A 26,110-nucleotide genomic window follows, 5' to 3' on the forward strand; every position below is an offset into this window, starting at 1 on the left:
CCTAACCCCTCCCGCAGGCGGGAGGGGGATTTTCAGCTTAGAGCCGCCTTCACCAGGGCGCTGGCCTGGCTCATGTCGATTTCCGTGCCGTGGCGCTTTTTCAGTTCGCCCATCACCCGGCCCATGTCCTTCATGCTGTCGGCGCCGAGTTCGGTCTTGATTCCGGCGATCAGGGCGGCGGTTTCTTCCTCGCTCAGTTGCGCGGGGAGAAATTCCTCGATCACGGCGAGTTCCTGCTTCTCGGCAGCGGCGAGTTCGGTGCGTCCGCCGCTTTCGAACATGGCGATCGATTCGCGGCGCTGTTTGGCCATTTTCTGCAGGACATCGGTGACCATGGCGTCATCGTCCGCTGCGGCATCCTTGGTGCGCAGCTCGATATCCTTGTCCTTGATCTTTGCCAATATGCTGCGGGTCGCGGCGGTGCGATCCTTGTCACCGGCCTTCATGGCGGCAATTTGCGCGGCTTTCACGGTCTCGCGAATCATGGCTTTCCTCATATTTTTGGAATAAGCTACCACCATAGCGGGAAGATAATATTTTTCATAGATTGTGACGCCAGAAATCTGGTTCTAGGTCCCGTGAAATTTTGCGCCTGTCACCGACCCGAAGGAACCGCCCATGACCCATGCCCATAATCCCGCCGCTCCCGAGGGTGCAACAGGGATATTGGTATTGGCCGATGGCACAATAATATGGGGACGCGGCTTTGGTGCGACCGGTTCTGCGGTTGGCGAAGTCTGCTTCAACACCGCGATGACCGGCTATCAGGAAGTGATGACCGACCCCAGCTATGCCGGGCAGATCGTCACCTTCACCTTTCCCCATATCGGCAATGTCGGCACCAACGAGGAGGATATCGAGGCGGACAATCCGCATGCGCTGGGTTGTATCGTCCGCGAGGATATTACCGCACCGTCCAATTTCCGCGACCAGAAGCCGTTTGACCAGTGGATGGCCGAACAGGGCCGGATCGGCATTTCCGGTGTCGATACAAGGGCTTTGACCCGGCGAATCAGGGAGGCCGGCGCACCCAATGCGGTGATCGCTCATGATCCCGAAGGCCAGTTCGATATCGACGATTTGCTCGGCAAGGCGCGGGCCTGGTCGGGGCTGGAAGGCCTGGATCTGGCCAAGGAAGTAACCGGGCACCAGACGCATTTGTGGGACAAGGGCGGAGCGTGGCGGCTCGGTCATGGCTATGCGCCATTGGAAGAATTGGAAGCATCTTCGACCCGTCCGCATGTTGTGGCGATTGATTATGGCGCAAAGCGCAATATCTTCAGAAACCTTGTTAAGGCTGGCGCAAAAGTCACTGTAGTTCCTGCTGAAACTTCCTACGAAGATGTCATGGCTTTGAAACCGGCGGGCGTGTTTCTGTCCAACGGCCCCGGCGATCCGGCGGCGACGGGCGTCTATGCGGTTCCGGTGATCCAGAAGCTGCTGGAAGCGGATGTACCCTTGTTCGGCATCTGCCTCGGCCACCAGATGCTCGCTCTCGCGGCGGGCGCCAAGACGGTCAAGATGCATCAGGGCCATCGCGGTGCCAATCACCCGGTGCAGCGGATCGGCGGCGGCTGGGCCGAGACCGAAGGGCTGGTCGAGATCACCAGCATGAACCACGGTTTTGCGGTGGACAGCGAGACGCTGCCCGACACTATTCACGAAACCCACAAGAGCCTGTTCGACGGCAGCAATTGCGGCATCGAAATCATCGGCAAGCGCGCCTTTGGCGTTCAATATCACCCCGAAGCCAGCCCAGGGCCGCAGGACAGTTTTTATCTGTTCGAGAAATTTGTCGGGGGGTTGGAGTGATGAGCGGACCAATCGACCCCGCCCATCTTGCCGAAGAATGGGCGATTGATGACGAAATCCTGCAGAATATGGCAGCGGGTGGCGATTTGTCGCATGTTGTGCGCGAGATTAACGTGCAATTTGTCGGCGCGGTTGCCGATCTCAACAAGCTGAAGAATGACGCGGCGAAATGGGGTTTTCGCTCGGCTCTGGTGTCCAACGAGGATGACGAGTGGGTGATCGAGCTGCAGATCGACCTCGACACCAAGCGCGACACGATCCGCGAACTGACCCGCAAATGCCTCGAGATCGAAAGCGAATATGATATCGACCATGACGGCTGGGGCTGCTTTGCCTGCAACGAAAATGGCGAGATTTCTGACGAGAATCCGGCGTGATGGGAAATGCCTTTAGGAATCTGGGGAAATACGGTGGCCCAGCAGATCATTGTTGGCAGAGTCAGTATCTTGGTTTCGAAGAAAATTGGAAAGTCGGAAGTGCTTTTTGATGTTGGCAAATGAAAATCAAAAAGCGGTATTGCTGAGGCTGCACGACCAACTGGATGAACTGAAAGCCGAACTGTCAGCTTCTGAAATTGCTGAAAGCTTTACGTCAAAGTTAGATCCCTTGGCCGTTGAAGATGCGCTTTCGTCGCTGGTCAATTCCGGTTTGGTATTAACTGTTCAAAATTCTCCCACTCACTATCGGGTTAGTCGAGCTGGAATCACTGAGGTTGAAAATACTCACTCGATTTCCACAACGACAAACCCAAGCACCGGTATCGTGCACCGGTCGTATTCCGAACGTCAGCACCCTTCAGGCTACCAGTCGAGCATCAACTGGCAGATGTGGGGTGTCATTTTGACTGCTGTTGCTATTTTTGTAACGATTTTAATCGCGGTGATATTTTAATGCCCAAAAGAACTGACATAAAATCCATCCTCATCATTGGCGCTGGCCCGATCATTATCGGTCAGGCCTGCGAGTTTGATTACTCCGGCACGCAGGCGTGCAAGGCGCTGAAGGAAGAGGGATACCGGATCATCCTGGTCAACTCCAACCCGGCGACGATCATGACCGATCCGGAAATGGCCGACGCGACCTATATCGAGCCGATTACGCCGGAGATCGTCGAGAAGATCATCGAAAAGGAACGGCCGGATGCGATCCTGCCCACGATGGGCGGGCAAACGGCGCTGAACACGGCGCTTTCGCTCAACAAGATGGGCGTGCTGGCAAAATATGGCGTCGAGATGATCGGCGCCGATGCCGAAGCCATCGACAAGGCCGAGGACCGCGAGAAGTTCAAGGACGCGATGGACAAGATCGGGCTGGAAAGCCCGCGCAGCGCCGTGGCGCATAGCGAAGAACAGGCGATGGAAATTCTCGAGGATATCGGTCTGCCGGCGATTATGCGGCCCAGCTTCACCATGGGCGGCACCGGTGGCGGCGTGGCCTATAACCGGGAGGAATTCGTCCATTATGTGCGGACTTCGCTGGAAGCCTCGCCGACCAACGAGGTGCTGATTGATGAATCGCTGATCGGCTGGAAAGAATATGAGATGGAGGTCGTTCGCGACCGCGCCGACAATTGCATCATCATCTGCTCGATCGAGAATGTCGATCCGATGGGCGTGCACACCGGCGACAGCATCACCGTGGCCCCGGCGCTGACCCTGACCGACAAGGAATATCAGATCATGCGCAACGCCAGCATCGCGGTGCTGCGTGAAATCGGCGTCGAAACGGGCGGTTCCAACGTCCAGTTCGCGGTCAATCCGAAGGACGGCCGGCTCGTGGTTATCGAGATGAACCCGCGCGTGTCGCGGTCCTCGGCGCTGGCGTCCAAGGCGACCGGCTTCCCGATTGCCAGCGTCGCCGCGAAACTGGCGGTCGGCTATACGCTCGACGAGATTGACAATGACATTACCGGCGCCACCCCCGCGTCCTTCGAGCCGACGATCGACTATATCGTCACCAAGATTCCGCGCTTTGCCTTTGAAAAGTTCAAGGGTGCGGAGCCATTGCTGTCCACCGCGATGAAGTCGGTCGGCGAAGTCATGGCGATCGGCCGGAATATCCACGAATCGATGCAGAAAGCGCTGCGCGGTCTGGAAACCGGACTTGACGGTTTCAACCGGGTGCAGGATCTGATCGGCGCGCCGCGGGAAGATATTGCTGCGGCCTTGGCGCTGGCGACACCGGACCGGATATTGGTTGCCGCCCAGGCGATGCGCGAAGGTTTTTCCAACCAGGAGATCCACGATATCGCCGGTTTCGATCCCTGGTTCCTGTCGCGGATCCGCGAAATCATCGATGCCGAGCAGGCGATCATGGACAATGGTCTGCCCAATGATGCGCAGGGCATGCGCAAGCTGAAATCCATGGGCTTTTCCGACGAGCGGCTGGCCAAGCTGGCGATCGATTCGGTTCATGTTGCCGGCGGCACCGGACGCGCCGTCGCCGAAGGCCACGGCCTGGTCCATGACGCGCTGGCCGCGATGGCGGGCGCGACCACCGAAGCCGAAGTCCGGGCCTTGCGGCACAAGCTGGGCGTCCGTCCGGTGTTCAAGCGGATCGATACCTGCGCGGCGGAATTCGAGGCAAAGACGCCCTATATGTATTCCTCATACGAAGCGCCGATTTTCGGGGAACCGGAATGCGAGGCGCAGCCGTCTGACCGCAAGAAAATCGTCATTCTCGGCGGCGGTCCGAACCGGATCGGGCAGGGGATCGAGTTCGACTATTGCTGCTGCCACGCCTGTTTCGCGCTGTCGGACGCCGGTTTCGAGACGATCATGGTCAACTGCAACCCGGAAACCGTCTCCACCGACTATGACACATCCGACCGGCTTTACTTCGAGCCGCTGACCGCCGAAGATGTGCTGGAAATCCTGCACGTCGAGCAACAGTCGGGCGAACTGGTCGGCGTGGTCGTGCAATTTGGCGGACAGACGCCGCTGAAACTGGCGCAGGCGCTGGAGGACGCGGGTATTCCGATTCTCGGCACCTCGCCGGATGCCATCGATTTGGCCGAGGATCGTGAGCGTTTTGCCCGGCTGGTCAACAAGCTGAAACTGAAACAGCCGGAAAACGGTATGGCCCGGACCCGCGACGAAGCGGTGAAGATTGCCGAGCGCATCGGCTATCCGGTGCTGATCCGGCCGAGCTTCGTGCTCGGCGGACGGGCGATGGAGATCGTCGACGGTCCGGCGCAGCTGGAAGATTATATCAACACGGCGGTGCAGGTGTCGGGCGATCAGCCGGTGCTGGTCGACCAGTATCTGCGCGACGCGGTCGAAGTCGATGTCGATGCGATCTGCGATGGTGACCAGGTGGTGGTCTGCGGCGTGCTGCAGCATATCGAAGAGGCCGGCGTGCATTCGGGTGACAGCGCCTGTACGATCCCGCCGTACAGCCTGCCCGACGATATTATCGCCGAAATGGAGCGGCAGACCGAGGCGCTGGCTTTCGGCCTGAAAGTCCGCGGCCTGATGAATATCCAGTTCGCGGTCAAGGATGGCGAAGTCTATCTGATCGAGGTCAACCCACGGGCCAGCCGGACCGTGCCCTTTGTCGCCAAGGCGATTGGCGTGCCGATTGCCAGAATCGCGTCCCGCGTGATGGCCGGAGAGAAGCTGAAAGATTTGCCGACAATTGACCGGCATATCGACTATATCGCGGTCAAGGAGGCGGTCTTCCCGTTCAACCGTTTCCCCGGCATTGATCCGGTGCTGTCGCCGGAAATGAAATCGACCGGCGAAGTGATGGGCATTGACCAGAGCTTTCCGATTGCCTTTGCCAAGTCGCAGCTTGGTGCCAATACGCGGCTGCCCGATAGCGGCACGATCTTCATCTCGGTCAAGGAAACCGACAAGAAGGTCATCGTACCGGCGGCGCGTCTGGCCGAAAAGCTGGGCTTCAAGCTGATCGCAACGTCGGGAACGGCGGCCTATCTGGCGGAGCGCGGGATCGCGGTGGAGAAGGTCAATAAGGTGGCCGAGGGCCGCCCGCATATTGTCGACCGGATCAAGGATGGGGATATCAACCTGATCTTCAACACGACCGAAGGCTGGCAGTCGACCAAGGACTCCAAATCGATTCGGGCGGCGGCGCTGGTTGGCAAGATTCCGATCTATACAACCGCGACCGCGAGCAATGCGGTAATGCAGGCGATCGAGGCTTTGCGTGACGAGACTCTTGAAGTTCGCGCGTTACAGTCCTATTACAAGGCTTCGCAGACTTAATTTTCCGACATTTCGTCACACTGCGGGCGCTTCTCCGGGGAGGGGCGCCGGAAAACTGTTTTTGACGCTGCACGGCAGAAATCGGCAGCGTATCAGTAAGGAAAGGCCAATCTAATGGCTGTTGAAAAAGTACCAATGCTCGTTGAAGGCCACGCCAAGATGGAGGCCGAACTGAAGGCGCTGAAGGCTGAACGGCCGGTCATCGTCGACGCGATCGAGACCGCGCGGGCGCATGGTGATCTTTCTGAAAATGCCGAATATCACGCGGCCAAGGAACGGCAGGGCCAGGTCGAGGCAACGATCAGCGATCTCGAGGACAAGCTCTCCCGCGCGCAGATCATCGATCCCAAGACCCTGTCTGGTGACAAGGCGGTGTTCGGCGCGACGCTGACCCTGCTCGACGAGGACGACAAGCCTGTGAAATACCAGCTGGTCGGTCAGGCGGAAGCCGATGCCAAAGCCGGCAAAATCAGCTATAACTCGCCAATCGGCCGCGCCCTGATCGGCCGCAGCGTCGGTGACGAAATCGAGGTGACGGTGCCGGCGGGCGACAAATATTTCCTGCTCGACAAGATCGAGTTCATCTAGACCAGATGCAAATTCCGGCGGGAAAACTGACCAACTGGCTGATCATCGCCAATGTCGTGATCTTCCTGTTGGTCTGGGTTTTCGGCTGGCAGCAGGAGGCGTTCCTGCGCGGCGGCATGTTTCCGGTCCGGTTCAGCGGCGATTCTCTGGATCTTGCCGCCTATGGCTGGATGGTGCCGGCTTGGCTGACACCCTTGTCATCGGCCTTCCTGCACAGCGGCCTGCTGCATCTCAGCTTCAACATGCTGATGCTGCTGTTCTGCGGGCGCTTTGTCGAACAGGCGATGGGCGTGCAGCTAACGGCGCTGATCTATGTGGCCGGTGCCTATGCGGCGGCCTTCGCGCAATATGCAGTCGACAGCGATTCGCTGGTCCCGATGGTGGGCGCAAGCGGCGCTATTTCTGCTCTGCTCGGTTCCTATGCGCTGTTGTTTGCGCGCAACCGGGTTGATCCGGTCGGCCCGATCCCGGGCCATATTGTCCGCATTGTCTGGCTGACGCTGGCCTGGGTCGGTATTCAGTTGATGATCGGGGTCGCGGCCAGCGGCGGCTTGCAGGGGATCGCGATCTTCGCGCATATCGGCGGATTTGTTGCCGGTCTTCTGCTGACCAGACCGTTGCTCAGGTGGCGTTTTCGTAACGCCTAGTCTTGCGCAGGCGTCTGGTCTTCCAGCGGAACATCCGGCTCAAGCAGCTTGTGCAGGTGGACGACAACATATTTCATTTCGGCGTCATCGACCGTCATCTGGGCCTTTGAACGCCAGGCGTCCTCAGCTTCGTCATAGTCGGGATAGACGCCGACCAGATCGATCTTGTCGAGATTGACAAATTCCAGACCGCGCGGATCCTTGACCCGTCCGCCCATGACCAGATGCATTTTGCTGCGTTGCTCTTTCATTTCTTGCCCTGATGTTCTTCTTTTACCGCATCCTGTGCCGCGGCCATCGCGGTCTTAGCAGCCTCGATCGCTTTGCCAAACATATCTTTGAACTGTTCGCGCATATTGTCATTGGTCAGGCCCATCTCGCTGATCTGGTCGCGGCTGGCATCCTTGGCTGCTTCATAGGCGGTTTTCGCGGTTTCGTTGATCTTGCGTCCGGCGGCGCCGACATATTTGCCTTCGGCCTTGCTCTTGGGCAGCAGCGCGCCGATCAGGACGCCAAGCGCTGCACCACCCGCGACAATCGCCAGCGGGCTGTTGGTGATCGTTTCTTCCGATTTGGCGGCGGCCTTCTTGGCGACATCCTTGGTCGCTGCCACGCGTTCGGCCGCTTTCTCGCGGCCTTCGCCGAGCAGTGCCGCGGCCCGGGCCTTGCTTTCAGACATTTTCTCACGCGCTGCCGCCGTGCTTTCGGTGGCAATATCCCTGGCCGATTCGAGCCGTTCCCGGGACGCCGCGCGGGCCTTGTCGATATTGTCGGTCAATTTGTTCATGCTCTATTCCTCGATTTGATCCGGCTCGGATGTCTTGCGGTTGGCGATCAGTCTGGCAATCGGCCTGCGCATCGCGATCAGCGTCGCGGTGGCGGCAACGGTGGCGGACAGGCCGGGATTGGCGCGAATACCGTTGACGGCACTGGTGCCGGCGTCGCGCATCCGCTGCGTTGCCTTGCTCTTGGCTTCGGACACGAGATTGGCCGGTTTCAGCCGCTCTCTGGTCTCCGCCGTGTCCCGTTTCAGGTCGGCGCGCGCCTGGTCGCGGTTGATCGCCAGATTGCGCAGGCTGAAGATATCGTCATTATTGTGCGGCATTGTCAATCTCATGCATCGGTTTCATCCAGCGGCAGCTTTTTCGCCTGCTTTATGGCCACGCCCATGGTCGTTGCCGCGACCAGCAAGGTAAGGCCGGTGACAATAGCGGTTGCGGCCAGCGGACCGACATGGTCCGCCAGCACCAGCAATATTCCCAAAATCAGCGCAATGATAGCCATTATGCCGAAAAGGATGCCGACGCCGGCCAGCGTCACTATGCGCTTGGTCGCCGCCATGTTGACCGACAATTTTGCGCGATAATATTCCATTTCGGCATGGGCCAGAACGCGCACATCATCGATCAGGCCGGTGATCTGCGATTTCAGCGATTTGGCGTCCGCTTCATCGGCAAAAGCAGCGGCGGAGTCTTCGGAAAGACGTTCATCATCCAAAACTGGAATTTCCTTGTCCTGCAACATCAGTCACCCGCGGCTGTTCAACGGCCACAATAGACTCATGCGTCGTTGTCATCCATCCCTGATTTGATCAGACGGGAAACGAGAAATCCGACAACCGCTGCCGCGCCGATCGCCACGGCCGGGCTCTTGCGAACATATTCGCGCGCGTCTTCGACAATTTCGTCGACTTCCTTCGAATTCAGCTTCTCGGCAAAGGAGGATACGGCGTCAGCGGCCGAGCGGGCATAATTGCCATATTTCTCGCCGACATTATCGTCGATGGTTTTGGCGCTATCCTCGATCATCTTGCTCAGATTTTCGATCGCGGTGCCGGTGCGCTCCTTGCCCTGGCTGGCGGCCGACTTGGCTTTCGATATCGCGCGTTCCTTGAAATCGCCGGTGGTATTGGCGCTGGCGTCTGGCGATGCAGCCGCAGCCTTGGTCGCGCCGGCTTTCAAGGGCGCTGCCTTTTGCGCTTTCGTGCTGCGCACCTCGGACGTGTCCTTGGTAGCGGTGGTCTTTTTGGCTGCCGGTTTTTTCGTCGCGGGTTTCTTCGCAGTGGTCTTCGCGGTTGATTTCTTGACTTCTGCCATGATCACTATTCCTTCTTCATTGTCTCTTGCCAACACTCCACAAGCGGAAAGCGTTCCATTTGCGGTCCCCGTTTACTCGAAATGGTATCATTTGCCTATGAAACAAGGGGAAAGCGGACAGAAAAGCGGTTCAATGGATTGCAAGAAGCCGGTCATCGCATTAAGGCCGTGGCCAACATCTATCCTTCATTCGGAGCTCCATCATGACCGCAATAATCGATCTTCATGCCCGCCAGATCCTGGATAGCCGGGGCAACCCGACGGTGGAGGTCGATATCTTGCTGGAAGACGGCAGCTTTGGCCGCGCGGCGGTTCCCTCCGGTGCGTCTACGGGCGCATATGAAGCGGTTGAACTGCGCGATGGCGACAAGAGCAAATATCTCGGCAAGGGCGTCCTCAAGGCGATCGAGGCGGTCAATGGCGAAATCAAGGAAGCGCTGACCGATCTGGATGCCGAAGACCAGCAAGAGCTGGATGCGGCGATGATCGCCCTCGACGGTACGCCTAACAAGGCGCGGCTGGGCGCTAACGCCATTTTGGGCGTCAGCCTGGCGGCGGCAAAGGCAGCAGCCGATGCGCGCGGTCTGCCGCTCTATCGCTATGTCGGTGGCGTCTCGGCTCATGTTCTGCCGGTGCCGATGATGAATATCATCAACGGTGGCGAACATGCCGACAATCCGATTGATTTCCAGGAATTCATGGTCATGCCGGTCGGTGCCGACAGCCTGTCGGAAGCGGTGCGCTGGGGGTCGGAAATTTTCCACACCCTGAAAAAGGGACTGTCTGAAAAGGGATTGGCAACCGCTGTCGGTGACGAGGGCGGTTTTGCTCCCAATCTGGGGTCGACCCGTGAGGCGCTCGACTTCATCATGGCTTCGGTTGAAAAAGCCGGATTCAAGATCGGCGACGAAGTGGTCCTGGCGCTCGATTGCGCTGCTACCGAATTTTTCCGCGACGGCAAATATCATATCTCGGGCGAGGGCAAGGTGCTTAGCCCGGCGGAAATGTCCGATTATCTCGCCGAACTGTGCAAGGACTATCCGATCAAGTCGATCGAGGACGGCATGTCGGAGGATGATTTCGAAGGCTGGAAGCTGATCACCGATGCCGTTGGTGATAGTGTGCAGCTGGTCGGTGATGATCTGTTTGTTACCAATCCCGAGCGTCTGTCTATGGGTATCAACGACGGTCTGGCCAATTCGCTGCTGGTGAAGGTCAACCAGATCGGTACGCTTTCGGAAACGCTCGCGGCGGTGCGGATGGCGCATAATGCGTCCTACACCGCGGTGATGTCGCACCGTTCCGGCGAAACCGAAGATTCGACCATTGCCGATCTCGCGGTTGCGACCAATTGCGGCCAGATCAAGACCGGCAGCCTGGCGCGGTCGGACCGGCTTGCGAAATATAACCAGCTGATCCGGATCGAGGAAGAACTCGGCAATGTCGCCCATTATGCAGGACGCTCGATCTTCAGCTGAACGCCGGTTCCTCGTTTCCGCGGGGCGTTTGGGCGCTGATCTGCCAAAATGGGTGTTAAGCCCCTTGCCAGCGAATCACTTTTCTGATTCAAGGTGAAATATGGCGCAGCACGAAAAAATTTCAGGTCTGATCAAAGCGGCTCTCGGGCCGGGGTTCGCCCTGATGACCCTGCTTGCCATTGCCGGCTATGCCGTGCTCGGTCCAACCGGCGTGCTGGCCTGGGGGGAATATCAGGCAAAGCTGGAACAGCGCGGCATTGAACTGGCCAAGCTGGAGGCTGAGCGGGACGCCCTGAAGAACAGGGTGGAACTGCTCGATCCGCGAGGCGCCGATCCGGATCTGATCGGCGAATTGTTGCGCAAGAAGGTCAACGTCATCCATCCGGACGAAATCATCGTTCCTCTGAAATAGCGACAAGCCGTTTCCGTCCATATGCTGAATATTTAATCGTTCGCCGAACCTAAGTGCTTGGGTAACGGACCACTATTGGCTATGCTATTTGCTAGTCAAAAGAAGGATCCCGCTAGCGTGGCAAAAGCTCCCAGGAAAACCACCCCAGCCAAGAAGCCTGCGACGCCGAAGCGCGCGCCGGCGAAAGCCAAGTCGGCCGTTCAGTCGACCGGAGGCTTGAAGGCTCCCATTTACAAGGCAACGAAAGCAGAAATGCTGGAGTTTTACGAACAGATGCTGCTCATCCGGCGTTTCGAGGAAAAGGCCGGGCAGCTTTATGGCCTCGGTCTGATCGGCGGTTTCTGCCATCTTTATATCGGTCAGGAAGCGGTGGTGACCGGCCTGCAGTCGGCAATCAGTCCCGGCAAGGACAGCGTGATAACCGGCTATCGCGACCATGGCCATATGCTTGCCTGCGGGATTGATCCGAATATCGTGATGGCCGAGCTGACCGGCCGGGCTTCGGGCATATCGAAAGGCAAGGGCGGCTCGATGCACATGTTCTCGGTCGATCATGGTTTCTACGGCGGCCATGGTATCGTCGGCGCGCAGGTGTCGCTTGGCACCGGTCTCGCCTTTGCCCATAAATATAAGGAAGATGGCGGTGTCTGTCTGGCCTATTTCGGCGACGGTGCTTCCAACCAGGGGCAGGTCTATGAAAGTTTCAACATGGCCGAGCTCTGGCAGTTGCCGGTGATTTTCGTGATCGAGAATAACCAATATGCCATGGGCACCAGCGTCAATCGCTCGTCTGCCGAAGACCAGCTCTATCGTCGCGGCGAAAGCTTCCGCATTCCCGGTGTCCAGGTCGACGGCATGGATGTGCTGGCGGTTCGCGGCGCGGTTGAAGAAGCGTTGAAGGATGTCCGCAGCGGCGGTGGTCCTGTGTTGATGGAACTCAAGACCTATCGCTATCGTGGCCACTCGATGTCCGATCCGGCGAAATATCGCAGCCGCGACGAAGTGCAGGACGTGCGCGAGAAATCCGATCCGATTGAACGTCTGAAGGCGGCTCTGCTGAAGCAGGGCGTCGAGGAAGACGAGCTGAAAGCGATGGACAAGAAGGTCCGGAAGACCGTGATGGAGGCGGCGGATTTCGCCGAAGAGTCACCCGAACCGGAATTGTCCGAACTTTATACTGACGTGCTGGTGGAGCAATATTGATGGCGATCGAACTGAAAATGCCCGCGCTGTCGCCGACGATGGAAGAAGGCACATTGGCGAAATGGTTTGTCAAGGAAGGTGACGAAGTCAGCTCTGGCGACATATTGGCGGAAATCGAAACCGACAAGGCAACGATGGAATTCGAAGCGGTCGATGAAGGCGTGATTTCGAAAATTCTGGTCGCGGCCGGAACCGACGAGGTCGCGGTCGGCACGGTAATTGCCGAAATGACCGGCGAAGGCGAAGAAGCCGGATCCGGCAACGAAGCCGCTCCGGCCAGCGAAGCGAAGGAGGAGGCCAAGCCCGAACCGGCGGACGAAGCCAAGCCCGAGATCATGGAGGTCGCGCCGCCGGCGCCGGTCTCGCGGGCTGATGACCCGTCGGTTCCGGCGGGCACGGCAATGGCCTCGATCACCGTGCGGGAAGCCCTGCGCGATGCGATGGCGGAAGAAATGCGCAAGGATGACACGGTCTTTGTGATGGGCGAGGAAGTCGCCGAATATCAGGGCGCCTACAAGGTAACCCAGGGGCTGCTCGACGAATTTGGCGCGAAACGGGTGATTGACACGCCGATTACCGAACATGGTTTTGCCGGCATTGGTGCCGGTGCGGCGATGGGCGGATTGAAGCCGATTGTCGAATTCATGACTTTCAACTTCGCAATGCAGGCGATCGACCAGATCATCAACTCGGCGGCGAAGACCAATTATATGTCCGGCGGCCAGATGCGCTGCCCGATTGTCTTCCGCGGTCCCAATGGTGCGGCATCCCGCGTGGGCGCGCAGCATAGCCAGAATTACGGTCCCTGGTATGCGGCTGTTCCCGGCCTGATCGTCATTGCGCCTTATGATGCAGCGGACGCCAAGGGCTTGCTTAAAGCGGCTATCCAGACTCCCGATCCAGTGGTGTTTCTGGAAAACGAGCTGCTTTACGGTCGCTCGTTCGATGTTCCGGAGATCGAGGATTATACGCTGCCAATCGGCAAGGCGCGAATCATGCGCGAAGGCAGCGATGTTACCATCGTCAGCTATTCGATCGGCGTCGGTCTGGCGCTGGAAGCTGCTGACACACTGGCAGGCGAGGGGATAGAGGCGGAGGTCATCGATCTGCGCACCTTGCGGCCACTCGACACGGAAACCGTGCTCAAGAGTCTGGCCAAGACCAACCGCATGGTGGTGGCCGAAGAAGGCTGGCCGACCTGCTCGATCGCGAGCGAGATTGTCGCGCTGTGCATGGAGCAGGGCTTCGACGATCTCGACGCGCCGGTGATGCGGGTGACCAACGAGGATGTGCCTCTGCCTTACGCCGCCAATCTGGAGAAGGCAGCGCTGATCGACAGCGCGCGGATCATCGAGGCGGCGAAGAAAGTCTGCTACAAATAGAGCCGTGCTGGCCCGGCCTGGTCCGGGCTAGTCAACACCGTCAAAGACATCGCAGCGGGATACCGGGTCACTGCCGGTCTGGTCATAGATTTGCGACAGGTCGCGGCGATCGCGCACGTTAAAGGCACCGCGCGTCGTAATGGTCCGCGTGCTGGTGAAGGTGCTCGATATCAGCGGCTGATAATCGTAGGATATTTCTACGAAGATCACTGCCTGTCCATCGGGGGCGGTCACCTTGGCACCGGCGGGGCCCATGCCATTGACAGGGCGGGAGGGTGAACTCGCGCCAGCGGTGCCATAGCTGGATTGATGGACTTTCTTGCCCTTGCATCGCTGCCAGTGGATATATTGATCGCCGTCGCTGTGCTTTTCGAGACTGCTGATGATGACGCGGCCATGTTCATATATATCGACATATTCACCGGCCTGGCGGTCCGCGCCGACGAACAGGTCGTTGATCTCGCTCTCGTAGATTTTTTTCTCGGACAACAAGGAGCCTTCCCCGATCCGGGAGGCGTTGTCCGCTGTGTGCATGGAAATCTGGTTGACCCGCATCCGCACCATCGCGACATTGGCGACTTCTGCGCCGTACATGCCGACGCCCATCAGTACCGGCAGGGAATAGGCCAGTTCGATCATGGCCAGGCCGCTCGTATTGGCCGCGAGAGCGGACAATGTGCGTTTCATCGACAGAACGGGTTTCCGCCAGCTGAGTTTGTTCTTCAACTGCAATTCTTTATCTCCCCGCGATCAGATTGTTCGCCGAATGGTTGGTTTCGGACGACGGTGCTGGCCTGAATGACCTCGTCTTGCGACAGCCCGATCAGTTCAGCCATCGGGAACAGTCGTGGATAGGTCACCTTCACGGTATAGAGGACGGCATCTTTGGCATTACCCTGGCCGGCAACGCCACGGTCGGCGTCCCAGCTGTCATTGCCATTCACGTCATCATAGGGTTCGCCGTTATTGCAGACGCCATCACCATTGGTGTCGGTAAAATCTTCCGGCTTGGCGACGTCGGAGAAATCGCTGTAATTCTTGCGCGTAAATTCAAACTCCGAAACTGGTTCGGCCTGCACGACCGGCAGCATCAGCTCCTTGACCCGATCGTCAATCGAGCTGGCGTTGGCAGAGCCGTCGTCGAGACTGGCGTCGCGGGCAGCCTTTTGTACGGAACCTTGCAGGATTGCCGTCGCGTAGATCCGGTGGCCGAGATCGAGCATCCCCATTATCAGCAGGATGAGGACGGGCGCCACCATGGCGAATTCCACCAGCGCTGCACCGTCGTCCGCTTTTTTGAGGGCGCGAAATTTTTTCAGCAATCCGCACATCAATTTGTCAGCCTCAGTTGCGAGATATCATTTGCGATCGAGCGGAAATTCTCCAGCAGTTCAGAGCTGTTGCTGGCGTTGTAGAATTTGCCGGAGGTCGCGCAATTCCGCAGATTGGTGATCGATCCCGCGCTGACGCCATTGCCGAACGAGACCACCCACAAGGTGATATTCTTGTTCTTGATGGCACTGCACATCGCGAGGAAGCGGCTGTTGACCTGGGTTGTCAGATCGTTGGTCGATGGCGAACTGCTTGCCGATGTCCGGCGCCGGTCATACCATTCCACCCCGTAGGATGTATATTGGGAACTGCTCGTCACGGTGTCGCCATCGGTCATGAAGATCAGGTGGCGGTCAATCGCGCCGCCGGTATCCGATGCGGCATTTTCCGATGCGAAAATCCCGGTCGGCGATAGCAGCCGCGCGCCCCAGATCAGTCCGATGTCATGATAGGTGCTGCCGATGGCGTCGAGATTGTCGAGATAGGAATCAAAGTCGCTGGGCGTGTCCCACCGTTGCAATTTCCGCGCTTCATTGGCGCAGGTATAGCTATAATTGCGGCTCAGATTGCTTGAAGTCGAGACGGTCGAGGTGGTGCGGCTGCCGTAGGAATTATAGCGGCCCCAGACGGCTTCGTCGAGCAAAGGTCCCCATTGCGTCGCAGGATCACCGGTGGTCGGCACCAGATCGATGTTAAGATCGTAGGCGGCGGTTGGTATCGGACTGAAATTACTGGTCCGGACGGTCTGCCGCTCTTCGATGCAGCCATCCCAGGCTACGCCGGTGTCCAGGCCCTCGTTGCCGACCGGCAGGTCAAGCGAATCATTCCAGTTCGATCCGCCAGCCTTCAGGGCGCTGACATCAAAGGTGACAGGCTTGTAGTCATAATGGGAGAATACCTGTTGCTGTTCATAGACCGGCGTGTTGACCTGCCGATATTCCCGCTGCTCGACAATGTCGCGCGTCCGCAGCTTGATTTGGCAGCGATCCTGCCTGCTGTTATAGCTTCTGCTATAGTCATATCGTTGGCCCCTGACGTCAACATACCAGCGGGTGATCTGCTGACCGCCGGATGTCCAGCTATATTCATCATATCTCGATCCTTCGGAACCCGACATATCATCATAATCGGCGGGCTGAAGCGCGCTGCAGGCACTGCTGTTGCGAACGTTATAATGTGTCTCTATCGTCGACCTGCTGCTCCAGCCGCCGTCATAATAATAGTTGCTGCCATAGAGATAGGGCGTGCCCGGCGTATAATCGACGACGACATTTTCCACTGTCGAAACGGCTTCCCGCGACTGATAGGTCCAGTTATCAGCGATATAGTCATTGGGCAGAAGTTTGCCGACGTTCACATTGGTGCTGTAGGGAACAAAGCCGAAGCGCAAATGGGCTGTATTCTCGCTGCCGGAAGCCGGTGTCGATCCGCAATCCTCGTCGCTGTCTCTTTTGGCGAGGGTTTCATAGAAACATTTCACCGCAGAGCGCAGGCCCCGGATTCTGGCGTTGGAGGCCTCCCTGTTGCCATTGTTGCTGCAATAGGTGGAACCGGTGTCGGGGCAGTTCATCGAACCGGTGGTATCCAGAACGAACATCACGTCCGTGTTGGGAATACTCATCGAGGCATCGCATTCGACGGAGACATTCTTGGTGCCGAAGCCGAACATCTGCATCACTGCCATATCGACCTTGACCGAGGCAACGCCGGTTACCGTGCCGGCATTTTCGGAGAAGGAGGAGGTTCCGTCATAGGAGCCAAAGGCATCGGTATCGAAATTGGCCTTGAACATATTCTCCGCGGCCGTGTTCGCCGCGTTGCTGTTGGCGGTCCATGTGCCGCCGCCCATCTGGCGCCGACCGGCCAGCGCGCCGGCATCGCATGCCTGCTGCAGCCGGGTCTGCACCAGATAGATGCGGCTGACATCGACGCCGCCGCCAATCATTGCGGCCAGCGGAAACATCGCCATGCCGGCCATGGCAAGCGTATTGCCGGCGGTATTTGAACGCAGCTCTTGTAAGAAAGACTTCGCTGTTTTCATCTTGTTCCTGTCAACCATGCCATGCCCTCGATCTATACGGGAACAGCAGAGCCATCCCGTTTCGTTGCGGTGTGCCTGATAGGGAGAAAAGGGTTAGTGACGGCGCAATAGGCGTGGTTAAAGCCATGTTTACCTTGATTTTTCGCAGAAAACCGTCGACGCCATGTCCATGTCTGACACGGTTTTACAACTTGAACCAATACACAGGTTGATCCACGCTTATGCAAAGCAGCAGGAACGCTCCCGATATGCGTTGCTGTTTGCGCTCGATTCCCGTTTCGCCGACATTATCCGTTCAACCTCCGAAATATTGATTGGACAGATGCGGTTAACCTGGTGGCGGGATATTTTAACCAAGGCTCCGGCAGAGCGTCCGGCCGGCGAGCCGCTGGTCGAGCAGATTAATCGTCTCGAACGGAAAGGCGGAAATCTTGCGCCGCTGCTGATCCTGCTCGACGGTTGGGAAGCGATGCTGGATGATTTTCCCTGGGGCGATCGCGAGTTTGAGAATTATGCCGCTGCGCGCGGTCGCGGCTTTTTTGCTTTCGGACTGTCGGGCGAACAGGCGTTGACCGCGCGTCAGACCGAACTCGCCCGGGCATGGGCGTTGTGGGACTTTGCCCGCCACTGTTCGGATGCCGCGATGCGCCAGTCCGCGTTCGACCGTTGTACGGAAATTGTGCGGTCCGGCGACAGGCTTGATTTTGACAGAAGCGGTCGACCGCTCTCAATCCTCTGCAAACTGATGATTCATGATGTTAGGAAAGGCCAACTGGCTGCCGATCTTTACAGTCCGGCCAGCGCCGCGCGCATCATCTGGCACGGGATTGCTGGCCGCTAGACCCTGGATCGACAGCCGCAGATCCGCGGGCTGTGCCTATGAAGAAATTCCTCGCCGGTGCGGCCGGCATGATCCTGATGCTGACCGCCGGCCTGTTTCTCTGGATTGGTGCGGAGGGGCAGGATGTTCCGATGCCCGAAGCCCCGCCGCCACCGGAACCGCCGGATCCCGAAGTCCTGCCCGTTGCCGAGCTGGACGCCGAAACGATCGGTCCAACGCCTCCCGAAGCCTATAAGGCGACGCGGGAGGAAATGCGGTTCAACCGCTATGACCGCAATCGCGACGAGGCGATCACCCGTCTGGAAATGATGAGCAGCCGCACCGATGCATTCCGCAAGCTGGACACGGATGGCAATAATCTGCTGACCTTCGAGGAATGGGCGATTTCCACCAGCGAGCGTTTCGCCGGTGCGGACAGCGACGGGAACGGGCAATTGACGCGCACGGAATTCCGCACCACCCGGCCGAAACGAAGGACTGCGCGGTGCAAATGCTAGGCGAGCTGGATATCTTCTGACGATATCGGTTGCAGCCATCGAGCGAAATCAGCCCGGGCCCTGCTGGTATAGGCTTCCTTGCGTTCCTTCTTCTTGACCCGCTGCTCGAACGGCGGGAACAGGCCGAAATTGACGTTCATCGGCTGATAGTCGCGCGCATCGGCACCGCCGGTAATATGGGACAGCAAGGCACCAAAAGCAGTGGTCTGCGGGGGCAGGGTGAAGGGCTCTCCGCGGATCTCGGCCGCGACCATCCGGCCGACCATCAGCCCGACCGCCGAGCTCTCGACATAGCCTTCGCAGCCGGTGATCTGGCCGGCGAAGCGGATATGCGGCGCTTTCCTCAGGCGCAATTGCTGGTCGAGCAGCTTGGGCGCGTTGATGAAGGTATTGCGGTGCAATCCGCCCATCCGGGCAAATTCGGCATTTTCGAGGCCGGGTATCGTTCTGAGCAACTCGGTTTGTGCACCATATTTGAGCTTGGTCTGAAAGCCGACCATGTTCCACAAGGTCCCCAGTGCATTGTCCTGTCGCAGCTGGACTACCGCATAGGCCTTGCCTCCGGTATGGCTGTTGGTCAGGCCGACCGGCTTCATCGGGCCATAGCGCAGCGTTTCCGGACCGCGCGAGGCCATTACTTCAATCGGCATGCAGCCCTCGAAATAGGGCGTGTCCTTTTCCCATTGCTTGAAGTCGGTTTTCTCGCCGTCGAGCAGGCCCTGGATGAAGGCTTTATATTGTTCCTCGTCCATCGGGCAGTTGATATAGTCCTTGCCATCGCCTTCCGGTCCGACCTTGTCCCAGCGCGACTGCATCCAGGCGATGTCCATATTGATGCTGTCTTTATAGACGATCGGGGCGATCGCATCGAAAAAGGCCAAGGAGTCCTCGCCAGTCGCGGCGCCGATGCTTTCCGCCAGAGTCATCGCGGTGAGCGGGCCTGTGGCGACAATCGTCAGACCGCTTTCGGGCAATTGATCGATCCGCTCGCGGACAATCTCGATATTGGGATGTTCGCTCAGCCGCTGTGTTACGCCCTCGGAGAAATGATCACGGTCAACCGCCAGCGCCGATCCGGCGGGCAGGCGGTGCTTGTCGCCTTCGCCAATGATGATCGAATTGAGATCGCGCATTTCCTGATGCAGCAGGCCGACGGCATTTTTCTCCGCATCATCGGAGCGGAAGCTGTTCGAGCAGACCAGTTCGGCCAGGCCGTCGGTTTGATGAGCGGGGGTCATCTCGCCGCTTCCGCGCATCTCGGAAAGGCGTACTTTTACACCCTGTTCCGCAAGTTGCCATGCTGCTTCCGACCCGGCGAGTCCGCCGCCAATGATATGTACTTGTGTCATGCGCGCCTTAGTGTTGCCCCATGGCCGCAATGTCAATCTGGCAGTCGTTCGGCTTGCATGTTAAAGACCGTGGCAACGAGGGGGAGATGATATTCCGATGAAAAGTGCCTTTGCCGAGAACCGGCCATTTTTGCTGCTCAGCCTGCTGTTCGGCATCAGCTATTATTTCGCCTGTGTGCTCAACAGTCCGGAGCTGCCGGAGCCTCTGATTATTCTCTGGAAGGGGCTCGGCGTCAGCTTTCTGGCGATCTACGCGCTGGTCCGGCTGCACCGGCTGGATGGCAAGATTGTCGGGGCGATCATGGCATTTGGTGCGATCGGCGACATGGTGCTGGAATATGACATGCGGATCGGCGCCGTTGCATTTCTGATCGGGCATCTGATCGCCATCGCTTTCTATTCCCGCTACCGGCGACACAAGCTCAGCCGCAGCCAGAAAATCTTTGCGATTCTGCTGGTGCCGTTCTCGGTGTTCATCGCATGGGCGCTGCCATCCGACAGGGGGGAAGCATGGCTCATCGCCATTTATTGCCTGTCAGTCGCGGTAATGGCGTCGATGGCCTGGACCAGCCGCTTCACCCGCTATCAGGTGGGCGCGGGGGCGATCCTGTTCCTGGTTTCAGACTTGCTGATTTTTGCGCGCATGGGGGCGTTGGAAAACAGCTTCGTGCCGACCCTGCTGGTCTGGCCTCTCTATTATTTCGGCCAGTTCATGATTGCCACGGGGATCGTCAGAACGCTGCGGCATGAAATGGCGGCGGATAGTGCCGACCCGGTTCAGCCCTGATAGGCGGCGATCGTGGTACGGTGGAGCAGACGGTCATGCCCGTCATAACCGCCGGTCGCGCAATGTAGCACCGAACGATTGTCCCACATGACCAGCATGTTGGCTTGCCACTTGTGGCGGTAGATGAACTCCTCGCGGCTCTGCCAGACATATAGTTGCTGGAGCAGGGGCAGGGCCTTGTCCGGCGCCATATCTTCGAAGCCGATAATATAGCCGAGACAGCTGAACAGTCCGGGACGACCGGTTTCCGGATGGTCGCGGACCAGCGGGTGTGTCTGCGTCTCGCGCGCGGATTCATCGGGACGGATCGCCATGCTGCGGCCTTCATCCTGTTCGCCATAGGCACCATCGGGCGCATAAGCCATCTGCGCGCTGTGGATCGCGGTCAGTCCCTCATATTGCGCGCGCATGTCCGGCGGCATCGCATCGAATGCCGCATGCTGATTGGCGAACAATGTATCGCCCCCGACCGGCGGGATCGTGATGCCCAGCAGACAGGTCCCCGCCGGCGGCTGCGCCTGAAAGCTCCAGTCGCTATGCCAGTTTTCCGCAAACAAAGGCGATGTTTCATCGGCATCGCGCCGGATCGCGGCAATATGCTGGCGGCCTTCGATGGGATCGAAAAACGGGTCGGTGCCAAAGTCACCAAAATAACGCGTGAACCGCTCGAGATCGTCGTCATCCACCGCCTGATCGGGGAAGGAGAGAATATGATGTTCCAGCCAGGCCGATCGGATATTGGCAATGGCTTCATCGGAAAGCGGCTGTGTCAGGTCAACACCCGTCACTTCGGCTCCGCAGGCTTGCCCGGATAGTGTGACCTTCATCGGCGTTCCCCTCGGCATTATTCTCGTTCGTGCGGAGCCTGTCGAGGCACCTCTTTCTAGTGAGAGGCGTCCTTCGACAAGCTCAGGACGAACGGCATTAAATCATTCGGCGTTGTCTTCTTCCGGTGCTTCTGGCTCAGCCGCAACATCGCCGTCCGAAACGCCCTGATCGACCATTTCCTCGACTACGGCGTCTTCCGCTTCGTTTTCCGGCTCTTCTTCCTCGTCAATCTTGGCGGCGCCGACGACTTTTTCGCCCTTGGCGACGTCGAACAGTTTGACGCCCGAGCTGCTCCGGCCGATCACGCGCATATCCGCGACTTTCATCCGGATCAGCTTGGCCTGGTCGGTGACCAGCATGAGCTGCTCGTCGTCCGACGCGCGGAAGCTGGCGACGACCGTACCGTTGCGCTTGATATTGTCGATGTTGAGAATACCCTGGCCACCGCGGCCCGACTGGCGATATTCATAAGCGCTCGACCGCTTGCCATAGCCGTTCGCGCAGACGGTGAGGATGAAATCCTCGGTCTCGCTGAACTCTGCCATGCGTTCGGCGGACAGTTCGGGGGCGTTTTCATTATCCTTCCAGGGCGCGGCCTTGAGATACTGGTCGCGTTCTTCGGTCGAGGCTTCGAACCCGCGCAGGACCGACAGCGAGATCACCTCGTCGTCGCCCTTCAGCGCGATACCGCGGACACCGGTCGAGGTGCGGCTCTGGAACGAACGGACGGCGTCACCGGCGAACCGAATCGCCTTGCCGTTCTTGGTCGCGAGCAGGACATCGTCATTGCCGGTCAGCAATTCCACGCCGATCAGGCGGTCATCGCTGTCCTCGTCGAACTTCATCGCGAACTTTCCATTGGACGGCACATTGGTGAAGCTGTCCATGCTGTTGCGCCGGACGCTGCCCTTGGCAGTCGCGAACATGACGTGCAGATCGGCCCATTCGGCTTCGTCTTCCGGCAATGGCAGGACGGTGGATATGGTTTCCCCGTCAGCCAGCGGCAGAAGGTTGATCATCGGCCGGCCCTTGGTCTGCGGTCCGCCTTCCGGCAGTTTCCAGACCTTCAGGCGATAGACCTTGCCGTGGGTCGAGAAGAACAGCACCGGCGTATGGGTCGAGGTCACGAACAATTCGGTGACCGCATCCTCGTCCTTGGTTGCCATGCCGGCGCGGCCCTTGCCGCCGCGGCGCTGGGCCCGGAACGTGTCGAGCGGCGTCCGCTTGATATAGCCGCCATGGGTGACGGTCACGACCATCTCGGACCGTTCCATCAGATCCTCGTCTTCCAGACCATCCCAGGCAGCGGTTATTTCGGAGAGGCGCGGCGTGGCGAACTGGTCGCGCACTTCTTCCAGTTCTTCGCGCATCACCGCGTAGAGTTTCGCGCGGTCGGCCAGGATCGCAAGATATTCCTCGATCGCCGCGGCCAGTTCCTTCAGCTCGTCGCCGATTTCCTCGCGGCCGAGCGCCGTCAGTTTCTGCAGACGCAGATCCAAAATCGCTTTCACCTGGACCGCAGAGAGTGTGTAGCTGTCGCCCTCGAAATCGGTTTCGGTCGCTTCGACCAGACGGATATAGGGTGCGATTTCGGCAATCGGCCATTCGCGCCGCAGCAAGGATTCGCGGGCCTCTGCCGGGGTCGCGGAACCGCGAATGATCCGTACGACCTCGTCCATATTGGTGACCGCAACCACCAAGCCAAGCAAGATATGCGCCCGTTCGCGCGCCTTGTTCAGTTCGAACTTGGTGCGGCGGGTGATGACTTCCTCGCGGAACTTGACGAAGGATTCGATGATGTCGCGCAGATTGAGCACTTCCGGACGACCGCCGCGAATAGCGAGCATATTGGCCGGAAAGCTCGACTGGGCAGGGGTGAAGCGCCAGATCTGGTTGAGCACCACATCCGGGGTTGCATCGCGTTTCAGCTCGATGACCACGCGGACACCGGCGCGACTGGACTCGTCGCGGATGTCGGAGACGCCCTCGATACGCTTATCTTTCGCGGCTTCGGCGATTTTTTCGACCAGAGCGGATTTGCCGACCTGGAAGGGAATCGATGTCAGAACGATCGAGCGCTTGTCGCCGCGTCCTTCCTCGATCTCGTGGCGGGCGCGCATCATGATCGAACCACGGCCGTCCTTATAAGCGGCGCGGGCGCCGGACTGGCCCAGGATCAGCGGTGCGGTCGGGAAATCGGGGCCGGGAACAATTTCGATCAGCTCGTCGATCGTGATACCCGGATTTTCGATATAGGCGAGGCCGGCGTTGACCACTTCGCCGAGATTGTGCGGCGGAATATTGGTGGCCATGCCAACCGCAATACCACCGGCGCCATTGACCAGCAGATTGGGGAAACGGGCAGGGAGCACGCTCGGTTCCTGCAGGCTGCCGTCATAATTGGGAATGAAATCGACCGTATCCTTGTCGAGATCGTTGAGCAGGAAATTGGAAACCTTGTTCAGCCGCGCTTCGGTATAACGCATCGACGCGGGCATGTCCGGATCCATCGAGCCGAAATTGCCCTGGCCATCGACCAGCGGCACCCGCATCGACCAGTCCTGCGTCATCCGGGCGAGCGCCATATAGATCGCGCTGTCGCCATGCGGGTGATAGTTGCCCATTACGTCACCGACAATCTTCGCGCATTTGCGATAGGGCCGTCCGGCGACCATACCACCTTCCTGCGCGGCAAATAATATGCGGCGATGGACCGGCTTCAGGCCATCGCGGACATCGGGCAGCGCGCGGCTGACGATGACCGACATGGCATAATCCATGTAGCTGGTTTTCATCTCGTCGACGATGTCTATCGGCTCGATATGGGACGGCGACGGCGGAGTGGTTTGTTCGTTCACAAACGGACCTTTTTTATATGTTTTTTCTTGCCGGTTCTTCTAGGCGAACGGGTCGGCAAAAGCCAGCCTTTCGGGCCAGTTTTACAATAATATTACACCGCTTTTCTCAGGGCGCGATTTCCGTACCGTCCCATGCAAAAATCTTGCCGCTATCGGCGGGTTTCAGCGCTTCTAATACGGTCAGAAGCTGGCGTGCGGCGCGACCGGGATTGAACAATTTTCCGGGCGGGACATTGGCTTGAAACGGGACGCTCAATTCCGTGTCGACGGTCCCCGGATGCAGCGCGACGATGATCGACTTTTCATTCTTGCGCGACCATTCGATCGACAGATTGCGGATCATCATGTTGAGCGCCGCCTTGGACGCGCGATAACCGTGCCAGCCGCCGAGGCGATTGTCCGAAATGCTGCCAACCCTGGCCGATAGTGCGGCGAACCGAATGGGCTCTTTTTTCTCCATCAGCGGCAGAAAATATTTTGCCGCCAGCGCGGGGCCAATCGCATTGACCTGAAAATTTTTCAGCAGCCAGTCGGCGTCGAGCTGGCGCAGGCTTTTTTCCGGCCCTCTGGCACCTTCGTGGAGCAGGCCGGTCGCGACGAAGACAAGCGAGGGGGTGATCTCCCGGTCCTTCAGCCAGTGAGCGGCTTCGCATGTGCTGTCTTCGCGGGTGAGGTCGATCGGGATCGGGCTGTTGCCGGACCGGGATAGCCGGACGACCGTGTCATATTCGCCGCCAGCATCGAGCGTATCGGCGATCGCGCCACCAATTCCGCCGGACGCACCGATCACGACGGCGGATCGTCCCGTCATGTCCGCAGGAAACGAAGGCTGCTTTCCGTACTGCTGTCGTCATCATAGCGATAGCCGTCATAGTCGAAGCCCTTGAGCGCTTCCGGATCGGTGAGATGATTCTCGCAGATATAGCGGGCCATCATTCCGCGGGCGCGTTTGGCCTCGAAGCTGATGAACTTTGGGCCGTCGGGACTGTCCTTGCGGAAATCCACCTCGATGACCCGGCCGGGCAATTTTGCGACATGCGGCTTGACCGATGCCCAATATTCGTTGCTGGCCAGATTGACAATCGTGTCGCTGCCGACCTGCTCCATATCGACGGCCAGCGCGGTGGCGATCTTGTCTTTCCAGAAATCGGTCAGCTTGTTGTAGCGTGGCGCCCATTTCGTCCCCATTTCCAGACGGTGCGGGCGGATCGGGTCGAGCGGCCGCAGCAACCCGTAAAGACCGGAAAGAATGCGCAGATGGTCCTGGGCAAAGGCCAAGCTCTCCTCGTCGAGACTGCCGGCTTCGAAGCCGGAATAGACGTCGCCATTATAGGCGTAAATTGCCGGTCGTTCGGGTTGATCGAAAAATTCGCTATACCGTTGCCGGTTCAGCGCGATCAGATTGTCAGAAACCGGCATGATGGACTTCAGTTTCTTGACCGTCAAATTTCCGATTGCCTTCGCCAGCTTTTCCGTTTCGTCCGGGAAGCGGTTTTCCGATGGCGGGGTGGCCGGGATAGTCGATTCAAAATCGAGCGATTTGGCGGGGGATATGATTGCAAGCACGCGATTTTACCTCATTATATATTCGTGGCTGTCCACCGGTGGCAGCGACCCCGGACTGTTCAACCTCTATTCAGCGGAATAACGCTAGAAAAGACGAGAAAGCTTGGTAATAGGGCCAAGAGTGTATGGTGCAACCATATTCCGGAGAACACGTTTCTCCCAAATAA

At 58.5% G+C, this 26,110-nt stretch carries 27 protein-coding genes; 13 read left to right on the forward strand and 14 right to left on the reverse strand.

Annotated features, from left to right (window positions below; all coding sequences use genetic code 11):
- Positions 1-32: 32 nt before the first annotated feature.
- Positions 33-485: a GatB/YqeY domain-containing protein gene (locus tag BOSE62_RS03395; protein WP_159642083.1), complete on the reverse strand. Its 453-nt coding sequence runs from the start codon at positions 483-485 to the stop codon at positions 33-35.
- Between the two features lie 133 nt (positions 486-618).
- Between BOSE62_RS03395 and carA the strand changes: the two genes are divergently transcribed.
- From carA to BOSE62_RS03425, 6 genes are all read left to right on the forward strand, one after another.
- Positions 619-1,812 carry a glutamine-hydrolyzing carbamoyl-phosphate synthase small subunit gene (gene carA, locus BOSE62_RS03400; protein WP_159642085.1) on the forward strand — a complete coding sequence of 398 codons (1,194 nt, stop codon included), beginning with the start codon at positions 619-621 and terminating at the stop codon, positions 1,810-1,812.
- On the forward strand, positions 1,812-2,189 hold the full coding sequence (locus BOSE62_RS03405; protein ID WP_159642087.1) for a ribonuclease E inhibitor RraB: 378 nt from the start codon (positions 1,812-1,814) through the stop codon (positions 2,187-2,189). The genes carA and BOSE62_RS03405 overlap by 1 nt, the downstream gene beginning before the upstream one ends.
- Before the next feature lie 109 nt (positions 2,190-2,298).
- Positions 2,299-2,703 carry a hypothetical protein gene (locus tag BOSE62_RS03410; protein WP_159642089.1) on the forward strand — a complete coding sequence of 135 codons (405 nt, stop codon included), beginning with the start codon at positions 2,299-2,301 and terminating at the stop codon, positions 2,701-2,703.
- Positions 2,703-6,038, forward strand: coding sequence for a carbamoyl-phosphate synthase large subunit (carB, locus tag BOSE62_RS03415; protein ID WP_159642091.1), 3,336 nt, complete (start codon positions 2,703-2,705; stop codon positions 6,036-6,038). The genes BOSE62_RS03410 and carB overlap by 1 nt, the downstream gene beginning before the upstream one ends.
- 114 nt (positions 6,039-6,152) lie before the next feature.
- On the forward strand, positions 6,153-6,626 hold the full coding sequence (gene greA / locus BOSE62_RS03420) for a transcription elongation factor GreA (protein WP_159642093.1): 474 nt from the start codon (positions 6,153-6,155) through the stop codon (positions 6,624-6,626).
- 5 nt (positions 6,627-6,631) lie between these two features.
- Positions 6,632-7,273: a rhomboid family intramembrane serine protease gene (locus BOSE62_RS03425; RefSeq protein WP_159642095.1), complete on the forward strand. Its 642-nt coding sequence runs from the start codon at positions 6,632-6,634 to the stop codon at positions 7,271-7,273.
- On the opposite strand, the gene BOSE62_RS03430 is transcribed toward BOSE62_RS03425, so the two are convergent.
- The 5 genes from BOSE62_RS03430 to BOSE62_RS03450 form a co-directional block, all read right to left on the reverse strand.
- The gene (locus tag BOSE62_RS03430; protein ID WP_159642097.1) at positions 7,270-7,524 is read right to left on the reverse strand and encodes a DUF4170 domain-containing protein; all 255 of its coding nucleotides are present in this window, start codon (positions 7,522-7,524) and stop codon (positions 7,270-7,272) included. The genes BOSE62_RS03425 and BOSE62_RS03430 overlap by 4 nt on opposite strands.
- Positions 7,521-8,060: a hypothetical protein gene (locus BOSE62_RS03435; protein WP_159642099.1), complete on the reverse strand. Its 540-nt coding sequence runs from the start codon at positions 8,058-8,060 to the stop codon at positions 7,521-7,523. Before BOSE62_RS03435 ends, BOSE62_RS03430 begins: the two co-directional genes overlap by 4 nt.
- A 3-nt stretch (positions 8,061-8,063) precedes the next feature.
- Positions 8,064-8,390 carry a hypothetical protein gene (locus BOSE62_RS03440; protein ID WP_159642101.1) on the reverse strand — a complete coding sequence of 109 codons (327 nt, stop codon included), beginning with the start codon at positions 8,388-8,390 and terminating at the stop codon, positions 8,064-8,066.
- Positions 8,387-8,770 carry a phage holin family protein gene (locus BOSE62_RS03445; RefSeq protein WP_159642103.1) on the reverse strand — a complete coding sequence of 128 codons (384 nt, stop codon included), beginning with the start codon at positions 8,768-8,770 and terminating at the stop codon, positions 8,387-8,389. The genes BOSE62_RS03440 and BOSE62_RS03445 overlap by 4 nt, the downstream gene beginning before the upstream one ends.
- Positions 8,771-8,832: 62 nt before the next feature.
- On the reverse strand, positions 8,833-9,369 hold the full coding sequence (locus BOSE62_RS03450; RefSeq protein ID WP_159642105.1) for a hypothetical protein: 537 nt from the start codon (positions 9,367-9,369) through the stop codon (positions 8,833-8,835).
- Positions 9,370-9,572: 203 nt separating this feature from the next.
- On the opposite strand from BOSE62_RS03450, the gene eno reads away from it, so the two are divergent.
- From eno to BOSE62_RS03470, 4 genes are all read left to right on the forward strand, one after another.
- Complete coding sequence (eno, locus tag BOSE62_RS03455; RefSeq protein ID WP_159642107.1) at positions 9,573-10,847, forward strand: phosphopyruvate hydratase; 1,275 nt, start codon at positions 9,573-9,575, stop codon at positions 10,845-10,847.
- A gap of 100 nt (positions 10,848-10,947) precedes the next feature.
- Positions 10,948-11,259: an FtsB family cell division protein gene (locus tag BOSE62_RS03460; protein ID WP_159642109.1), complete on the forward strand. Its 312-nt coding sequence runs from the start codon at positions 10,948-10,950 to the stop codon at positions 11,257-11,259.
- Positions 11,260-11,376: 117 nt separating this feature from the next.
- On the forward strand, positions 11,377-12,462 hold the full coding sequence (pdhA, locus tag BOSE62_RS03465) for a pyruvate dehydrogenase (acetyl-transferring) E1 component subunit alpha (protein ID WP_236553804.1): 1,086 nt from the start codon (positions 11,377-11,379) through the stop codon (positions 12,460-12,462).
- Complete coding sequence (locus BOSE62_RS03470) at positions 12,462-13,844, forward strand: pyruvate dehydrogenase complex E1 component subunit beta (RefSeq protein ID WP_159642113.1); 1,383 nt, start codon at positions 12,462-12,464, stop codon at positions 13,842-13,844. The genes pdhA and BOSE62_RS03470 overlap by 1 nt, the downstream gene beginning before the upstream one ends.
- Positions 13,845-13,871: 27 nt before the next feature.
- Here the strand turns inward: BOSE62_RS03470 and BOSE62_RS03475 are convergent, their stop codons facing one another.
- Genes BOSE62_RS03475 through BOSE62_RS03485 form a run of 3 tightly spaced genes read right to left on the reverse strand, consistent with a single transcriptional unit; the run spans position 13,872 to position 17,217 of the window.
- Positions 13,872-14,570, reverse strand: coding sequence for a TadE/TadG family type IV pilus assembly protein (locus BOSE62_RS03475; RefSeq protein ID WP_159642115.1), 699 nt, complete (start codon positions 14,568-14,570; stop codon positions 13,872-13,874).
- Positions 14,567-15,166, reverse strand: coding sequence for a TadE/TadG family type IV pilus assembly protein (locus BOSE62_RS03480; protein ID WP_159642117.1), 600 nt, complete (start codon positions 15,164-15,166; stop codon positions 14,567-14,569). The genes BOSE62_RS03475 and BOSE62_RS03480 overlap by 4 nt, the downstream gene beginning before the upstream one ends.
- 8 nt (positions 15,167-15,174) lie before the next feature.
- Positions 15,175-17,217 (reverse strand): Tad domain-containing protein, encoded by a 2,043-nt coding sequence (locus BOSE62_RS03485; protein ID WP_159642119.1) that lies wholly within the window; start codon positions 17,215-17,217, stop codon positions 15,175-15,177.
- A gap of 169 nt (positions 17,218-17,386) precedes the next feature.
- Between BOSE62_RS03485 and BOSE62_RS03490 the strand changes: the two genes are divergently transcribed.
- Positions 17,387-18,058, forward strand: coding sequence for a hypothetical protein (locus BOSE62_RS03490; RefSeq protein ID WP_159642121.1), 672 nt, complete (start codon positions 17,387-17,389; stop codon positions 18,056-18,058).
- A 38-nt stretch (positions 18,059-18,096) separates the two neighbouring features.
- Complete coding sequence (locus tag BOSE62_RS03495) at positions 18,097-18,555, forward strand: hypothetical protein (RefSeq protein WP_159642123.1); 459 nt, start codon at positions 18,097-18,099, stop codon at positions 18,553-18,555.
- On the opposite strand, the gene trmFO is transcribed toward BOSE62_RS03495, so the two are convergent.
- Positions 18,552-19,904: a methylenetetrahydrofolate--tRNA-(uracil(54)-C(5))-methyltransferase (FADH(2)-oxidizing) TrmFO gene (gene trmFO / locus BOSE62_RS03500; RefSeq protein WP_159642125.1), complete on the reverse strand. Its 1,353-nt coding sequence runs from the start codon at positions 19,902-19,904 to the stop codon at positions 18,552-18,554. The two genes, BOSE62_RS03495 and trmFO, sit on opposite strands and share 4 nt — an antisense overlap.
- 97 nt (positions 19,905-20,001) lie before the next feature.
- On the opposite strand from trmFO, the gene BOSE62_RS03505 reads away from it, so the two are divergent.
- Complete coding sequence (locus BOSE62_RS03505) at positions 20,002-20,691, forward strand: lysoplasmalogenase (RefSeq protein WP_236553807.1); 690 nt, start codon at positions 20,002-20,004, stop codon at positions 20,689-20,691.
- On the opposite strand, the gene BOSE62_RS03510 is transcribed toward BOSE62_RS03505, so the two are convergent.
- The 4 genes from BOSE62_RS03510 to yaaA all read right to left on the reverse strand — a co-directional run bounded on the left by BOSE62_RS03510 (position 20,682) and on the right by yaaA (position 25,943).
- Positions 20,682-21,518 (reverse strand): TauD/TfdA dioxygenase family protein, encoded by an 837-nt coding sequence (locus tag BOSE62_RS03510; protein ID WP_159642127.1) that lies wholly within the window; start codon positions 21,516-21,518, stop codon positions 20,682-20,684. The genes BOSE62_RS03505 and BOSE62_RS03510 overlap by 10 nt on opposite strands.
- 102 nt (positions 21,519-21,620) lie before the next feature.
- Positions 21,621-24,314, reverse strand: a complete 2,694-nt coding sequence (gene gyrA, locus BOSE62_RS03515; protein WP_443028818.1) for a DNA gyrase subunit A — start codon at positions 24,312-24,314, stop codon at positions 21,621-21,623.
- A 169-nt stretch (positions 24,315-24,483) separates the two neighbouring features.
- Entirely contained in the window at positions 24,484-25,188 is a 705-nt protein-coding gene (locus BOSE62_RS03520; protein WP_159642131.1) for an SDR family NAD(P)-dependent oxidoreductase, read from the reverse strand.
- Positions 25,185-25,943 (reverse strand): peroxide stress protein YaaA, encoded by a 759-nt coding sequence (gene yaaA / locus BOSE62_RS03525; protein ID WP_159642133.1) that lies wholly within the window; start codon positions 25,941-25,943, stop codon positions 25,185-25,187. The genes BOSE62_RS03520 and yaaA overlap by 4 nt, the downstream gene beginning before the upstream one ends.
- Positions 25,944-26,110 lie beyond the last annotated feature (167 nt).

It is taken from the genome of Sphingorhabdus sp. 109 (assembly GCF_902506555.1).
Classification (GTDB): Bacteria; Pseudomonadota; Alphaproteobacteria; order Sphingomonadales; family Sphingomonadaceae; genus Parasphingorhabdus.

Excerpts from the sequence above, each read along its gene's own strand:
- BOSE62_RS03410 (WP_159642089.1), top strand. The coding sequence starts at position 2,299 with ATGTTGGCAAATGAAAATCAAAAAGCGGTATTGCTGAGGCTGCACGAC.
- BOSE62_RS03405 (WP_159642087.1), top strand. The coding sequence starts at position 1,812 with ATGAGCGGACCAATCGACCCCGCCCATCTTGCCGAAGAATGGGCGATT.
- BOSE62_RS03495 (WP_159642123.1), top strand. The coding sequence starts at position 18,097 with ATGAAGAAATTCCTCGCCGGTGCGGCCGGCATGATCCTGATGCTGACC.
- greA (WP_159642093.1), top strand. The coding sequence starts at position 6,153 with ATGGCTGTTGAAAAAGTACCAATGCTCGTTGAAGGCCACGCCAAGATG.
- BOSE62_RS03485 (WP_159642119.1), bottom strand. The coding sequence starts at position 17,217 with ATGAAAACAGCGAAGTCTTTCTTACAAGAGCTGCGTTCAAATACCGCC.
- BOSE62_RS03395 (WP_159642083.1), bottom strand. The coding sequence starts at position 485 with ATGATTCGCGAGACCGTGAAAGCCGCGCAAATTGCCGCCATGAAGGCC.
- BOSE62_RS03440 (WP_159642101.1), bottom strand. The coding sequence starts at position 8,390 with ATGAGATTGACAATGCCGCACAATAATGACGATATCTTCAGCCTGCGC.
- BOSE62_RS03430 (WP_159642097.1), bottom strand. The coding sequence starts at position 7,524 with ATGAAAGAGCAACGCAGCAAAATGCATCTGGTCATGGGCGGACGGGTC.
- BOSE62_RS03510 (WP_159642127.1), bottom strand. The coding sequence starts at position 21,518 with ATGAAGGTCACACTATCCGGGCAAGCCTGCGGAGCCGAAGTGACGGGT.
- carB (WP_159642091.1), top strand. The coding sequence starts at position 2,703 with ATGCCCAAAAGAACTGACATAAAATCCATCCTCATCATTGGCGCTGGC.
- gyrA (WP_443028818.1), bottom strand. The coding sequence starts at position 24,314 with ATGAAAACCAGCTACATGGATTATGCCATGTCGGTCATCGTCAGCCGC.
- BOSE62_RS03470 (WP_159642113.1), top strand. The coding sequence starts at position 12,462 with ATGGCGATCGAACTGAAAATGCCCGCGCTGTCGCCGACGATGGAAGAA.
- BOSE62_RS03520 (WP_159642131.1), bottom strand. The coding sequence starts at position 25,188 with ATGACGGGACGATCCGCCGTCGTGATCGGTGCGTCCGGCGGAATTGGT.
- BOSE62_RS03460 (WP_159642109.1), top strand. The coding sequence starts at position 10,948 with ATGGCGCAGCACGAAAAAATTTCAGGTCTGATCAAAGCGGCTCTCGGG.
- BOSE62_RS03435 (WP_159642099.1), bottom strand. The coding sequence starts at position 8,060 with ATGAACAAATTGACCGACAATATCGACAAGGCCCGCGCGGCGTCCCGG.
- BOSE62_RS03425 (WP_159642095.1), top strand. The coding sequence starts at position 6,632 with ATGCAAATTCCGGCGGGAAAACTGACCAACTGGCTGATCATCGCCAAT.
- trmFO (WP_159642125.1), bottom strand. The coding sequence starts at position 19,904 with ATGACACAAGTACATATCATTGGCGGCGGACTCGCCGGGTCGGAAGCA.
- carA (WP_159642085.1), top strand. The coding sequence starts at position 619 with ATGACCCATGCCCATAATCCCGCCGCTCCCGAGGGTGCAACAGGGATA.
- BOSE62_RS03490 (WP_159642121.1), top strand. The coding sequence starts at position 17,387 with ATGTCTGACACGGTTTTACAACTTGAACCAATACACAGGTTGATCCAC.
- BOSE62_RS03505 (WP_236553807.1), top strand. The coding sequence starts at position 20,002 with ATGAAAAGTGCCTTTGCCGAGAACCGGCCATTTTTGCTGCTCAGCCTG.
- BOSE62_RS03450 (WP_159642105.1), bottom strand. The coding sequence starts at position 9,369 with ATGGCAGAAGTCAAGAAATCAACCGCGAAGACCACTGCGAAGAAACCC.
- eno (WP_159642107.1), top strand. The coding sequence starts at position 9,573 with ATGACCGCAATAATCGATCTTCATGCCCGCCAGATCCTGGATAGCCGG.